This window comes from Thiohalorhabdus sp., from assembly GCF_036628635.1.
Taxonomy (GTDB): Bacteria; Pseudomonadota; Gammaproteobacteria; order Thiohalorhabdales; family Thiohalorhabdaceae; genus Thiohalorhabdus.
The window spans coordinates 38,234-52,276 of record NZ_JAZKRM010000004.1 but is presented as its reverse complement, the minus strand read 5'-3'; the positions used below and the strand labels follow the sequence as shown (position 1 = coordinate 52,276).

Below are 14,043 nucleotides of genomic sequence, written 5' to 3'. Positions count from 1 at the left end.
CCGATTGCCCCCCTGGCCTCGAGTCCCACCCGCGCCTTGAAAGCGGTCGGTGGGCTCCGTAGGACGAAGGGGCATGATCAATCGCCTGCGCACCCGCTGGCGCTCCTGGCAGTGGCCCGAGCGCCTCCAGTTCCTGACCGTCGCGGTCCTCCAGCTGGCCATCGGCGGCCTGCTGATCGGCGCCCTGGTGGAGGGCCGCTGGCTGGTGGCCTTCACCGCCGCCGTGTTCCTGGCCCTGACCTTCCTTCCGGCGCTCATCGAGCGCCAGCTGGCGGTACAGATCCCGGTGGAGCTGACCCTGGTCACCTGCGTGCTCCTGTACGCCGCCTTCGGCCTGGGCGAGGTCCAGGCGTTCTACCACCGCTTCTGGTGGTGGGATCTGCTGCTGCACAGCTTCTCCGCCTTCGTCCGCGGCCTGATCGGCTTCCTGCTGGTCTACAGCCTGCACCAGACCCGCCGGGTGGCCCTGTCGCCGCTGTACTTCGCCGCCACCGCCTTCGGCTTCGCGGTCACCCTGGGTACCCTGTGGGAGATCGTCGAGTACGGCATGGACTGGGGCTTCGGCTTCAACATGCAGAAATCCGGCCTCGACGACACCATGACCGACCTCATGGTGGACGTGGCGGGGGCGGCGGTGGCGGCCTGGATCGGTTACGGCTACGTCAAGGGGGGCAATTCCCGGCTGGCGGACCGCCTGTTCCGCCGGGTGGTGGCCAGCAATCCGCGGCTGTTCCCCGGATCCCGGGAGCCGAACCGCTCGGGCTGACGCTGTCCCGGATTTTTCCGGGGGTTGTCCCTTTCAGCCTCCGGCCCCATGTATGGGGAAGAGGATGCCTTTCCTGCATGGGATCAGACGGCAACAAAGAAGGTGGAACCATGGCCGAACAGGAGAAACAGGGTCAGGAGATCGAGCCCCGCCGCGCCGGTGGTGGCAGGAGCGTCGCCCCCTTCGACGAGATGGAGCGGCTGATGGAGGATTTCTTCGGCCGCCGCATGCCCAGCCCGTTCCGCTGGGAGATGCCCCAGGTCGGCGAGCTGGCGCCGTTCGAGGGCCGCCGTCCGCGGGTGGATGTCGAGGACCGCGAGAGCGATATCCGCGTGCGCGCCGAGCTTCCCGGGGTGAAGAAGGACGATATGGACCTGTCGGTGGCCGAGGACACCGTGACCATCAATGCCAGCACCCGCGAGGAGAAGGAAGAGGGCGAGAAGGAAGGCGAGTACTATCGCCGGGAGATAGCTGCCGGCACCTTCGCCCGCACCCTGGCCCTGCCGGCGGTCGTTGACGCCGACAACGCCAAGGCCACCTTCCAGGACGGGGTCCTCCAGCTGACCTTGCCCAAGCGGGAGCAGGCCAAGCGCCGCCAGATCCCTGTGGAATAACCCCTTCCTTTCGGGCTGCGGCCCCGGCGCCTCCCAGACGCGCCGGGGCCGCTTGCGTTGGGGTTCTCCGGCCAGGCACAGACCGCGTTACCATGCTCCCTTGGGCTTTACTGCTAGGAATGATCCGCCATGCACGACACGCTCAACCGCTTCCGCTTTGATGGCACCGATGTCCGCGGGCGCCATGTGGACCTGGATGCTACCTGGAAGGCGGCCCTGGCCAATGCCGAGTATCCGCCGCCGGTACGCGATGCCCTGGGCGAGCTGATGGCCGCTTCGCTGCTGCTCATCGGCACCCTCAAGCTGGAGGGCTCGCTCAAGCTGGAGGCCCGGGGGGACGGGCCGCTGTCCCTAATGGTGGTGCAGGCCACCAGCCGCCGTACGGTGCGCGGGCTGGCCCACTGGCAGGATCCCGTCCCGGAGTCGCCGGATCTGCAAGCCCTCATGGGTGGCAACGGCCATTTGGTCCTGACCCTCGAGCCCGAAGGCGAGGGCCAGCAGTACCAGGGGATCGTCGATCTTGAAGGGGGGTCGGTGGCAGCCGCCCTGGAAGCCTACTTCGAGCGCTCGGAGCAGCTGCCCACCCGCATCTGGCTCGCTGCGGACGGCGGCCACGCCGGCGGCCTGCTTCTGCAGCGCATGCCGGGCGAGACGGACGACGACCCGGACGCCTGGGACCGCACGGTGTCCCTGGCCAGCACGCTAACCGGCCCCGAGCTCCTCGGCCTGCCCGCCAACGACCTCCTGTACCGCCTTTTCCACGAGGAAACGGTGCGTGTTTTCGACCCGGAATACGTCAGCTTCCGGTGCTCCTGCACCCAACAGCGGGTGGCCAACATGCTGCGCGGCCTGGGCCAGGAGGAGGTCCAATCCATCCTCGCCGACGAGGGCGAGGTCCGAGTCCACTGCGAGTTCTGCGGCAAGGCCTATGTCTTCGATACGGTGGACGCGGCCAAGCTTTTCGCCCCCGTTCCTCCTGCCGAGGGCCCGGATCACAGCCACTGACGAGGCCGGGTCGGCAACCGGCAACCGCCCGCCTCAGCCGCTGCCCCTGCCGCCGCCGGCCCTATGGGTCAGCGCGTAGACGTCCTCCAGTATCAGGTAGAGGCTGGGAACGATCACCAGGATGATGGCGGTGGCGAAAACGATGCCGAAGCCCAGCGAGATGGCCATGGGGATCAGATGGGCCGCCTGGCGCGAGGTCTCCAGGATGATCGGCGTGAGGCCGCCGAAGGTGGTCAGGGTGGTCAGGGTGATGGGCCGGAAGCGGCGCTGGCCGGCTTGGAGGATGGCGTCATGGGCGGAGGCCTCGCCGCGCTGGCGGTTGGCGTAGGTGATCATGATCAGGGCGTCGTTGATCACCACGCCCGATAGCGCCACCACGCCCATCAGGCTGATCAGCGACAGATCGAAGCCGAGCAGGATGTGGCCGATGACGCCACCGACGATGCCGAAGGGGATGGCCAGCAGCACCAGCAGAGGCTGCAAATAGCTGGAAAAGGCCACCGCCAGCAGGGCGTAGATGGCCGCCAGGGCCAAAAGGAAGCCGGCCCACAGGGCCTGGGTGGATTCGCGCAGGTCGGCCTGGCTGCCCACGAAGGTCCAGGTCAGGCCCGGATGGTCGGCGCGCAGCTGGGGCAGGACCTCGGTCTTGAGGGCGGTGAGCAGGCGGCCGGTGGCGGCCTTGGGCTCCACATCCATGCTCACCTCCACCACCCGCCGTCCGGCGCGGCGCTTGATGGTGGCGAAGGCGGTGCCGCGCTCCATGCGTGCCACCTCCCCGAGCGGCACATCGGTGCCGTCATCGGTCTGGACGATGAAGTTTTCCAGGTTCTCCATGCCCTCCCGCTGCGCCTCGGGCAGCTTGACCCGGACCTCCACCTCGTTGGTGCCGCGCAGGTGGCGCAGGGCCAGGGCGCCGTAGAAGGCGTTGCGCACCTGGTCACCCACATCGCCGGGGGTCAGGCCAAGGGCCCGGCCCTCGGGGGTAAGCTGGAAGTTGAAGCGGGTCTTGCCCTTGCGGTAGCTGTCCTGGATATCGCGGGTGTTGTCGAAGGCCTCGATCCGACCCTTGAAGGCCTGGCTGGCGGCGGCCAGGGTCTCGATTTCGGTATGGCTCAGGGCCACGTTGATGTCCGGCCGCCAGCCGCCGGGGCCGCGCTCGGCCTCGAAGGTGATCTGGTCCACCCCCTCGATGTCGCCGATGGAATCCCGCCACAGCTCGATTACCGCCTGCGCCCGCATGTCCCGCTGGTCGGGGGGCTTCATGACGATCTCCACGTCGATGAAGTCCTGGCCGCGGACATTGGTCTTGATGCCCTCGGCGACCCGGTGGAGGTCGTGGGTCTCGAACATGCGGGCGGTGGCGGCGGTAACCGCCTCAGCCACGCCAGCCGCCTGCTCGTCGGTGGTGCCCACCGGCAGCGACACCCCTGCCTCGATCTCGTCGGCGGCCACCTCCGGCATCAGGATCATGCCCATGTGATCGCTGGAGGCGTAGCCGCCCACCACCGCCAGCAGGGTGACGGCCACGGCCAGGGTGATGTAGCGCAGGCGCAGGCACAGCGCCAAAAAGGGCCGGTAGTAGCGCGCCACCGCCCGGTTGAACCAGTCCGCGAAGGCCTGCTGCAGGCGGTGCAGGCGGCTGCCGGCGCGGGTGGCGCCGCCGCCGCGGCTCTCCGCCAGGTGCGCCGGCAGGATGAACAGCGCCTCGGCCAGCGAGATGGCGAGCACGGTGATCACCACCGCCGGCAGGGGCCACCAGTAGTTGCCGGTGGTACCCGGCAGGAACATCACCGGCAGGAAGGCCACGATGTTGGTAAGGATGGCGAAGGTCACCGGCGCGGCCATCTCGCGCGCGCCGTGGATGGCCGCCGCCAGCGCCCCCATGCCCCGCTGGCGGTGCTCGTAGACGTTCTCGCCCACCACGATGGCGTCGTCCACCACGATCCCCAGCGCCACCAGGAAGCCGAACATGGAGATCAGGTTGATGGACACGCCGATCCACGGCAGGACCACCAGGCCGCCCACGAAGGACAGGGTCATGCCCATCATGATCCAGAAGGCCAGGCGCGCCTCCAGGAACAGGCTCAGGATCGCCAGGACGATGAGGATGGCCAGGGCGCCGTTCTCCAGCAGCAGCGACAGCCGGTCGTCGAAATCCTCGGCGCGGTTGCTGTCGATGCGCGCGGACACGCCCGGCGGCAGGGTGCTGTTTAGCTCGCTAAGGATTCCCTGAACGGCGTCCTCGATGACCAGGGGCGACTGCTGACCGGTGCGGAAGACCTCCAGCTCGATGGAGGGCTGCTGGTTGAAATGGGCGTGGAAGCCGCCTTCCTCGAAACCGTCGCGGACCGTGGCCAGCTCGCCCAGGGTGACCACGCCCCCGGAGTCGGCGGTGAGCATCTGGATGCCGGCCAGCTCCGACGCCCACTCCTTGCGCTCGTGAAGGCGCAGCAGGACCTCGCCCTCGCTGGTGTCGATGGCGCCGGCGGGGATGTCGCGGCTGGAGCGCTCGATGATGTCGGCCACCTCGCCCAGGGTCAGGTCGTGCTCGCGCAGCCGCTGCTGGGGGATGGTGACGTGGGTGACGTAGTCCGGGACGTTGTCGATGGCCACCTGGGTGATGGCCGGGTCGCTGAGCATGCGGTCCCGGACGCGCTCGCCCAGCTTGCGCAGGGACCACGTCTCCACCTCGCCGTAGAGGCCGATCTCGATGACGCTGCGCTGGCGGGCCTGCAGCCGCACCCGCGGCTCCTCGGCGGCCTCGGGGAAGGTGCGGATGGTGGCCACCGCCTGGTCCACGTCCTGCAGGGCGCGCATGCGGTCGGTGCCGGCCACCAGTTCCAGGCTGACGGAGCCCGAGCCTTCGCGGGCGGTGGAGGTCATCTCCTTGATGCCCTGGACGCCGCGCACCGCCTCCTCGATGGGCAGCAGGATGCCCTGCTCCACCTCGGCCGGCGAGGCGCCGGGATAGGTCACGGAGACGGTCACCACGTCCAGCTGGAACTGGGGCGAGACCTCCTTCTGGATGCTGAAGGCGGTCCACAGCCCCCCAGCCAGGATGATGACCATGAGCAGGTTGGCGGCGATGGGATTGCGGGCCATCCAGGCGATGGGGCCGCTCCCGCCAATGGGCGAGCCGCCGTCCGGGGGCGGGCTAGGGGCCTGGCTCACCGGCTAGGGGTCCCGTCGTCGGGGCCGTCTTGGGAGCCGCGCCGCCGCAGCGGCGCGCCGTCCTTGACGGTGGCCAGGTCGGACACCACCACCTTTTCACCGGCGCCCAGGCCGCCGGTGATGTAGGCGTGGTCACGGTCGAGGAGGGCGATGGCCACCTCGCGGATGGCCAGCTTGCCCTCACGCATGACCCACACCGTCCGGTCCTGGCGCAGATAGTCGCGGTCCAGCCGCACCACGTCGGCCAGGGGCCGGCCGCGGATACGGGTCTGGACGTAGCTGTCCAGCATCAGGCTGGGCTTGTCGGCGTTGGCGGCCGTCTGCGCCAGGGGGTCGTCCACCGCCACCAGCACCCGCGCCATGCGGGTCTCTTCCTCCAGGGTCCCGATCAGGCGGAACAGACGGCCCGTGCGGTGGGCGTCGGGCGCCCAGGCGCCGCGGTTGCGCACGCGCACCCGCGACCCCTCGCCAGCCGCCTCGTCTTCCCGGAAGGTCAGCCAGCGCAGCTTGGCCAGGGGCACGGTGGCCTCCACCCAGTAGGTGTCCGCCCCTACCAGGCGCGCCAACCGGTCCCCCGCGGCCACTTGCGAGCCCATGTTGATATCCCGGCTGAGGACGTGGGCATCGAATGGAGCCTTGATCCGGGTGCGCGCCAGCTCCAGCCGGGCCTGCTTCACCGCGGCGCGCGCCGATTCCACCCGCGAGCGAGCCGAGCGCAGCTGGGGCTTGCGCAGGACCAGCGCCCGGTTGGCCACGGTCAGGTCCTCGTCGAGGAGGTCGTACTCCTGGGCCGCCACGTCCTGCCGGCCCATCTCGAGCTTCAGCTCGGCCTCGGCCTGGGCCAGCTCGCTCTCGCGCTGCGCCAGGGCGTTGCGGTAGTCGGCGGGATCCAGGCGCACCGCGGTCTCGCCCTTGGTTAGCACGCCGCCGGGCACGAAGTCCGCGGCCAGGGCCTGCACCTTCCCCGCCACGCGCGGCCGCAGGACGATCTCGCGGGCGGCGCGCACGGTGCCGGTGGCGTCAAAGGTGGGCCGGAAGGTGCCGGCCTCGGCGCGGGTGACCGCCACCAGCATGGCCGTTTCCTTGGTGGCGCCGCCCTTGGTGGCCATCGGCTCGGTGCGGAAGATCAGCAACACCGCGGCGGCCCCGGCCAGGGCGATGCCGCCGGCGGAGGCAACGGTGGTCTTCCAGCCGGGCCCGCGGCCCGGCTGGCTGGCGGTCTCGTTGGGGGCGTCGTTGCTTGCCACGGCGGCTACTCCGGTTGCGGACCCGCCCCGGGCCCTGGCCGGCGGTTCCCGGCGCGCGCCAGGTCGGCCTCGCGCTCGGTGCGGAAGCCGCCGGCCAGGGCCCGGTACAGGGCGATGCGGTATGCCACCAGATCCATGCGGGCGGCCAGCAGGTCGCGCCGCAGGGCCTGGGTATCGGCCAGTGCGGTGAGCACATCGAGGTAGGCGGCATCGCCCTTGAGGTAGCGCCGGCGCAGCTCGCTGTAGCTCTGCGCCGCCAGCCGCACCTGCTCGCGCAGACTGGCCAGCTCGCGGCGCTGGCCGCGCTCGCGGATGAGGGCGTCCTCCGCCTCCCGGAAGGCGGTGAGCACCGCTTGGCCGTACTCGAACAGGCGCTGTCGCTCCACCGCCCGGGTGCGCGCCACCTCGGCCTCTCGGCGGCCGGCATCGATGAGCGGCGCCGCCAGGTTGGCGGCGAAGGACAGCGCCCAGTCGTCGTACAGCTGAGCGGCGCCGCGGTCGGTGGTCACCGCCGAGGCGGACAACGACAGCCGCGGGAACTGGTTGCTGACGGCAGCGGCGACCTCGCGATCGGCGGCGCGCAGCCGCAGCCAAGCGCTACGCACGTCGGGCCGGCGCTGTACCAGCTCCGCCGGCAGGCCCGTTGCCGGCAACGCCGGCAGGGCCGGCAGGCTGTCCCGCCGGGCATCGACGCCCTGCTGGGGCCGGCGTCCCAGCAGCACTGCCAGCTGGTGTTCCAGGGTCTGGAGGTGGGCCTCGGCGGCGTGGTGCTGTTGGCGCACCGATTCCAGCAGCCGCCGCTGGCGCAGGAGATCGGCGCTGCGGGCCTGACCGTGGCCGAACTGGGTTTCGATCAGCGCCAGCACCTTCTCGTTGGTGGCCGCTTGCTCGGCGATCAGATCGCGCCGTGCGCGTGCCTCGGCCAGCCGGTACCAGATGCGGGTCACCTCGGCGGCCAGGGACAGGGTCGCCGCCCGGTAGTCGGCGTGGGTGGCGCGGGCGCGCAGGCTCTCGGCCTCGGTCCTAGCGCGGATGCGGCCCCAAAGGTCGATCTCGTAGGCGGCGCTGAGCCCGCCTTGGGCGAAGCTGTCGCTGTCGAAGGTGGCGCCACTGGCGCCGCCGCTCTCGGTATTGACCTCGGCGGTGGCTTCCAGGCTGGGGAACAGGGCGGCGGATTGCCGGTTGGTAACCGCACGGGCCTCGCGCAACCGCTGCCAGGCGGTCTTCAGGTCCAGATTGGCTTGCAGCGCCCGGCCCACCAGGGCGTTCAGCTTGCTGTCGCTGAAGGCCCGCCACCAGCGTTCCGGCGGCTGCGCGTCGCCGGCTTCGGAGAAGTTCAGACCCAGCTCCACGGGCGGCTCCGGCTGCTCGCCACGGGTGGTGCAGCCGGCCATCAGCGCCAGCGCCAGGACGGCGAGCAGGGGCCGGGCGGTGTGCGGTGGGTGGGAGGATGCGGCAACGGTCATCGGCATTCGGAGCCCGGGAAGCCTCCGTCTGGCAAAACGCTGTGCGGGCCTTGAGCCGCCAGCCCGACCCCGCCATGTCGGATCGGCGGTGGCCCATGGCAAATGACCGCCCCGCTGCCATGCGAGGGTTGGGCGGACCCGGCTTACCGCTCGGTCAAGGGACCACCCTACCATGTCCCGGCACGGGGCCAACGGGGCGCGGCGGAAGGATCAAAAAAGCGGCCCCCTTTGCGGGGGCCGCCCAAACACCGGAGCCGGAGGCCGGCTAGCCGAGCTGGGCCATGGCCGCCGGAACCGCCTCGCCGGATCGGATGTCGGCGCCCATGTCGGTGAGCACCGCGTCCAGCGCGCCCAGGCAGGTGAGGATGTTGGTGGGATTGGCGGAGTGGCCCATGAGGCCGATGCGCCAGATCTTGCCGGCCATGGGGCCGAGCCCGGCGCCGATCTCCAGGTTGTACTGCTCCAGCAGGCGCGAGCGCACGTCGGCCTCATCGATGCCGCCCGGAATGGTCACCGAGTTGAGCTGCGGCAGGCGAGAGGCCTCGTTCACGAAAAAGGACAGCCCCATGGCCTCGATACCCGCCTTCAGGGCGTGATGCATCTGGCTGTGGCGGGCCCAGGCATGCTCCAGCCCTTCTTCCTGCAGGATCACCAGAGCTTCATGCAGGGCGTAGAGCGGGTTGATGGGCGCGGTGTGGTGGTAGGCGCGCTTGCCGCCGCCGTCACTGCCCCAATAGCCCATGACCAGGTTCAGGTCCAAGAACCAGCTTTGGACCTTGGTGGCACGGTTCTCGATGGCCGCGGTAGCGCGCTCGCTGAAGGTTACCGGCGAGATCCCGGGGACGCAGGACAGGCACTTCTGGGTGCCGCTGTAGACGGCATCGGCGCCCCACTCGTCCACCTTCACGGGGCTGCCGCTTAGGGAGGTCACGGTATCGACGATGGTCAGGCAGTCGTGCCCCCGGGCCATGCGGCACAGTTCGGCGGCGTTGGATTGGGCCCCGGTGGAGGTTTCGGCGTGGACGAAGGAAAGGATCTTGGCGTCGGGGTTAGCCTGGAGGGCCTCGGCCACCTTGGCCGTATCCACGGGATTGCCCCATTCGTCCTCGACCATGACGGCGGTACCGCCGCAGCGCTCGACGTTCTCCTGCATGCGGCCGCCGAAGACGCCGTTCTTGCAGACGATGACCTTGTCCCCGGGCTCCACCAGGTTGGCGAAGCACATCTCCATGCCCGCCGAGCCGGGGGCGGATACCGGGAAGGTGAGCTTGTTGTCGGTCTGGAAAGCGTACTGCAGCAGGGCCTTCACCTCTTCCATCATGCCCACGAATACGGGATCGAGGTGGCCGATGGTGGGCCGCGACAGGGCCTCCAGGATCCGTGGATGGACGTCGGAGGGTCCCGGGCCCATCAGGGTCCGCTCCGGCGGGTGGAAGGAGTTCGCGGTCATGGGAATCGCCCTTGTTGGCTCGTTGTCGTATGAGAGGTAAATCTAATTGAGTTTAAGTTCGCCCTTCCGGCCGGGCAAGCGAGCGCACGGCCCGGTGGTCAGAGGAGGCCAAGCGGATTAAACTTGATCAACCCACTGAGGCATGGGCGACCCTATCATGAATGACGCCACCGAGGTTCCTCGCCAGGACCCCGACGCCACCGAGGTCACCCTCCTCGCCGAGCGCTTCCGTCGCTTTCTGCCCGCGGAGTCGGTGATCACCGAGGCCGAGGAGCTGCGCCCTTACGAGTGTGACGGCCTCGCCGCCTACCGCCAGCTGCCCATGGTGGTGGTGATCCCCGAGACCTACCAGCAGGTGGCCGAGGTGCTCTCTGTTTGCAGTGAGCGCCGGGTTCCCGTCGTGGCTCGTGGCGCCGGTACCAGCCTTTCCGGCGGCGCCATGCCCCTGGAATTTGGCGTCCTGCTTTCGCTGGCCAAGTTCAACCGGATCCTGGAGGTGGACCCGGCCAATCGCTGCGCCCGCGTGGAGCCCGGGGTGCGCAACCTGGCGGTGTCGCAGGCCGCCGAGCCCTATGAGCTGTTCTACGCCCCGGACCCTTCCTCCCAGATCGCCTGCACCATCGGCGGCAATGTGGCCGAAAACAGCGGCGGCGTCCACTGCCTCAAGTACGGGCTGACCGTGCACAACGTCCTGGGGCTCAAGGTGCTCACCATGGACGGGGAGTGGCTGGAGCTTGGTGGCAAGGGCCTGGACGGCCCCGGCCTGGACCTGCTGGCGCTGATGAACGGTTCCGAGGGCATGCTGGGCCTGGTCCTGGAGGCCACCGTGCGCCTGACGCCGGCCCCCGAGCGAAGCCAGGTCATGCTTGCCGCTTTCGACGACCTCGGCGCCGCCGGGCAGGCCGTGGCCGATGTCATCGGTCAAGGTGTGGTTCCCGCCGGTCTGGAGATGATGGACAACCCGGCTATCCGCGCTGCCGAAGACTATGTGGGCGCCGGCTACCCCACGGACGCCGCCGCCATCCTGCTTTGCGAGCTCGACGGCACCAACCGCGAGGTCTCCGAAGAGATCGCCCGGGTGCGGGCAATCCTGACTCGGGCCGGGGCCACTGAGGTGCGCACGGCCGAGACGGCGGAGCAGGCCGCCATCTTCTGGTCGGGGCGCAAGGCCGCCTTCCCCGCCACTGGCCGGCTGGCCCCGGACTACTACTGCATCGACGGCACCATCCCGCGCAAGCACCTGGGCGAGGTGCTCACCCGCATCGGCGCCATCTGCGCCGAGCATGGCCTGCAGTCGGCGAACGTTTTCCACGCCGGGGATGGCAACCTCCATCCGCTGGTGCTCTACGACGCCAACAAGGAAGGCGATCTGGAGCGCGCCGAGGCCGCAGGTCTGCGCATTCTCGAGCTGTGCGTGGAAAAGGGGGGCACCATCACCGGCGAGCACGGTGTCGGTGTGGAGAAGCTCGACGCCATGTGCGGGCAGTTCGCCGGACCTGAGCTGGCCCAGTTCCACGCCGTGAAGGCGGCCTTCGACCCCGACGGCTTGCTCAACCCCGGCAAGGCCGTACCCACCCTCAAGCGCTGCGCCGAGTACGGCGGCATGCACGTCCACCGCGGCGAGCTGCCGTTCCCCGAGCTGCCCAGGTTCTAGGGCGTGAGGTGTGAGGCATAACGGCAACAGCGTCATCTGCGGATAACGCCGTTGCCCGCCGATAACAGAACCAGCCCCGGATTTCCTTGGCCGCTTTCATCTGCGGCCATCGGCGAAATTAGCGTATTCGCTATGGCCTTGGGCTTTGAGTGACCTCTCACCTCTCACCTCGCACCGGCCAGCCATCGCCCCTGCCCTCCGTTAGGAATGCAATGCCGGAAATCCAGGAAAACGACCGAACTGCCGAACTGCAGGCGGCCGTCCGTGACGCCATCGCCGACGGGGAGCCAGTGGCGATCCGTGGTGGCGCCACCAAGGCCTTCTATGGTCGGGATAGTAGCGGACGGCCGATGGAGGTGAGCGGTCACTCTGGCATCGTCCACTACGAGCCCACCGAGCTGGTGGTGACGGTCCGGTCCGGAACCCGCTTGGCCGACCTGGAGGCCCTGTTGGCCGACAACCGCCAGCAACTGGCCTGCGAGCCGCCGCATTTCGGTACCGACGCTACCGTGGGTGGCATGGTCGCCGCCGGCCTGGCCGGTCCGCGACGACCCTGGGGCGGGGCCGTGCGTGACGCGGTTCTTGGGACCCGGGTCCTCAACGGTGCCGGCGAGGTGCTGCACTTTGGCGGCGAAGTCATGAAAAACGTCGCGGGCTACGACTTGTCCCGCCTTTTAACCGGGTCGCTGGGGGTGCTCGGGGTATTGCTTGAGGTCTCGCTCAAAGTGGTGCCGCGAGCCCCGGCCGAAACCACTCGCATTCTGGAACTCGGACCGGGGGAAGCCCTTTCCCACATGGTTCATTGGGGCGGCAAGCCGTTGCCGTTAACCGGGGCGGTCCAAACGGGCGGTTGCCTGTATGTTCGACTTGCCGGCAATGGCTCTGCGGTAGCCGAGGCCGCCGAGCGCATCGGGGGCGAGGATCTGAACGACGGCGAGGCCTTCTGGCGGGATCTGCGCGAACAACGTTTGCCCTTTTTCGCCGGTAGCGAGCCGCTGTGGCGGCTGAGCGTTCCCCCAGCCGCACCGCTGACGGACCTGGCGGGCGATTGCCTGATCGATTGGGGCGGCGCGCAGCGCTGGCTACGCAGCTACGCTGAGGCAGCAACCGTCCAGGCGGCCGCCGCCAAGGCCGGTGGCTACGCCGCTGCCTTCCGCGGCGGTGATCGCACTGCCGAGGTTTTTGCTCCGCTGTCCCCGCCGTTGCTAGGTGTCCATCGCAACCTAAAGCGCACCCTTGACCCCCACGGACTGTTCAACCCGGGGCGGATGTACGCGGATCTTTGAGGCGGGAGGTGTGAGGAGTAACTTCGGAACTGAAATCCCCTACGGGTTGCACGGTTGCCGTAACTCCTCACGACTCAATCCTCCCGCCCAACGCCTCACTCCTCTCTGAGGAAGCCCCCATGCAGACCAACATCGTCGATGAGCTGAAGCAGACCGCTGAAGGCGCGGAGGCCGACCGCATCCTGCGCAACTGCGTCCACTGTGGTTTCTGCAACGCCACCTGCCCCACTTACCAACTGCTCGGCGACGAGCTTGATGGCCCGCGGGGGCGCATTTACCAGATCAAGGACATGCTCGAAGGCGGCGAGGTGAGCCGGCGGACCCAGCTCCACCTGGACCGCTGCCTGACTTGCCGCAACTGCGAGACCACCTGCCCCTCGGGGGTGGAATACGGCAAGCTGGTGGACATCGGCCGCGAGATGGTGGAGCAGCGGGTAAACCGGCCGTGGGGGGAGCGCCTGTTCCGGGGGCTGCTCCGCCGTGTCCTGCCGTATCCGGCCCGTTTCGGCGCTCTGCTGCGCACGGGCCAAACCGTCCGGCCCCTTCTGCCGACGGGCCTCCGCGCCAAGGTGCCCCGGCGCCAGCATGCCGGCGAATGGCCGCCAGCTCGTCATCAGCGCCGCATGCTTGTCCTCCAGGGCTGCGTGCAGCCGGCCATGGCGCCGCGCATCAATGCCGCGGCAGCGCGCGTCCTGGATCGTCTGGGCATTTCCCTGATCGCCGCGGAGGGCGCCGGATGCTGCGGCGCCGTGGACCAGCACCTGGGGGCGCCGGCCGACGCCCGTGACCGCATGCGGGCCAACATCGACGCGTGGTGGCCCCACGTGGCGGCCGGCGCCGAGGCCATCGTCATGACGGCCAGCGGTTGCGGTGCGATTGTCCGGGAATACGCCCACCACTTGGCCCAGGATCCCGACTACGCCGACAAGGCCGACCGCATCGCAGCCATGACCAAAGACCTGAGCGAGGTGGTGGCCGGGGAAGACGTCGCCTCTCTGGCCCCGGCCGCGCCCCCGCCAGTGGCGGTCCAGACCCCCTGCACCCTGCAACACGCCCAAGGCCTGCCCCGCGGCGTCAACGGGCTGCTGGAGCGGGCCGGATTTCCCCTGACCGAGGTGGCCGAGGCCCACCTGTGCTGCGGCTCGGCTGGCACCTATTCCATCCTGCAGCCGGAGCTCGCGGAGCAGCTGCGCGACCGCAAGCTGGCCAACCTCGAGGCCGATCAACCGGCCGTCATCGCCACCGCCAATATCGGCTGCCTCCACCATCTGGCTTCGGCCAGCCAGGTGCCCGTAAAGCACTGGGTCGAGCTCCTCGATCCGGCGCACGAGGGCCCCGAGGCGTAGCGGCGGGTCGCAAATTTTGCCAGGATGAGCGGCGGATT

At 69.3% G+C, this 14,043-nt stretch carries 10 protein-coding genes; 6 read left to right on the top strand and 4 right to left on the bottom strand.

What is annotated here, in order from left to right; all coding sequences use genetic code 11:
• Positions 1–73: 73 nt before the first annotated feature.
• The 3 genes from V5A19_RS02520 (at position 74) to hslO (ending at position 2,385) form a co-directional block, all read left to right on the top strand.
• Positions 74–766 (top strand): hypothetical protein, encoded by a 693-nt coding sequence (locus V5A19_RS02520; RefSeq protein WP_332317733.1) that lies wholly within the window; start codon positions 74–76, stop codon positions 764–766.
• Between the two features lie 110 nt (positions 767–876).
• Positions 877–1,380, top strand: coding sequence for an Hsp20/alpha crystallin family protein (locus V5A19_RS02515; protein WP_332327695.1), 504 nt, complete (start codon positions 877–879; stop codon positions 1,378–1,380).
• A gap of 129 nt (positions 1,381–1,509) precedes the next feature.
• On the top strand, positions 1,510–2,385 hold the full coding sequence (hslO, locus tag V5A19_RS02510) for an Hsp33 family molecular chaperone HslO (RefSeq protein WP_332317731.1): 876 nt from the start codon (positions 1,510–1,512) through the stop codon (positions 2,383–2,385).
• 33 nt (positions 2,386–2,418) lie between these two features.
• On the opposite strand, the gene V5A19_RS02505 is transcribed toward hslO, so the two are convergent.
• From V5A19_RS02505 to V5A19_RS02490, 4 genes are all read right to left on the bottom strand, one after another.
• Complete coding sequence (locus V5A19_RS02505) at positions 2,419–5,487, bottom strand: efflux RND transporter permease subunit (RefSeq protein WP_443081400.1); 3,069 nt, start codon at positions 5,485–5,487, stop codon at positions 2,419–2,421.
• Between the two features lie 65 nt (positions 5,488–5,552).
• The gene (locus V5A19_RS02500; RefSeq protein ID WP_332317729.1) at positions 5,553–6,803 is read right to left on the bottom strand and encodes an efflux RND transporter periplasmic adaptor subunit; all 1,251 of its coding nucleotides are present in this window, start codon (positions 6,801–6,803) and stop codon (positions 5,553–5,555) included.
• Between the two features lie 5 nt (positions 6,804–6,808).
• Entirely contained in the window at positions 6,809–8,275 is a 1,467-nt protein-coding gene (locus tag V5A19_RS02495) for an efflux transporter outer membrane subunit (protein WP_332327694.1), read from the bottom strand.
• A 259-nt stretch (positions 8,276–8,534) separates the two neighbouring features.
• On the bottom strand, positions 8,535–9,719 hold the full coding sequence (locus V5A19_RS02490) for a pyridoxal-phosphate-dependent aminotransferase family protein (protein WP_332317727.1): 1,185 nt from the start codon (positions 9,717–9,719) through the stop codon (positions 8,535–8,537).
• Between the two features lie 157 nt (positions 9,720–9,876).
• On the opposite strand from V5A19_RS02490, the gene V5A19_RS02485 reads away from it, so the two are divergent.
• The 3 genes from V5A19_RS02485 to glcF all read left to right on the top strand — a co-directional run bounded on the left by V5A19_RS02485 (position 9,877) and on the right by glcF (position 14,005).
• A complete protein-coding gene (locus V5A19_RS02485; RefSeq protein WP_332317726.1) occupies positions 9,877–11,373 on the top strand; it encodes an FAD-linked oxidase C-terminal domain-containing protein in 1,497 nt (498 codons plus the stop codon).
• A 212-nt stretch (positions 11,374–11,585) separates the two neighbouring features.
• Positions 11,586–12,659 carry a glycolate oxidase subunit GlcE gene (gene glcE / locus V5A19_RS02480; RefSeq protein WP_332327693.1) on the top strand — a complete coding sequence of 358 codons (1,074 nt, stop codon included), beginning with the start codon at positions 11,586–11,588 and terminating at the stop codon, positions 12,657–12,659.
• A gap of 119 nt (positions 12,660–12,778) precedes the next feature.
• Positions 12,779–14,005 carry a glycolate oxidase subunit GlcF gene (gene glcF / locus V5A19_RS02475; RefSeq protein ID WP_332317724.1) on the top strand — a complete coding sequence of 409 codons (1,227 nt, stop codon included), beginning with the start codon at positions 12,779–12,781 and terminating at the stop codon, positions 14,003–14,005.
• Positions 14,006–14,043 lie beyond the last annotated feature (38 nt).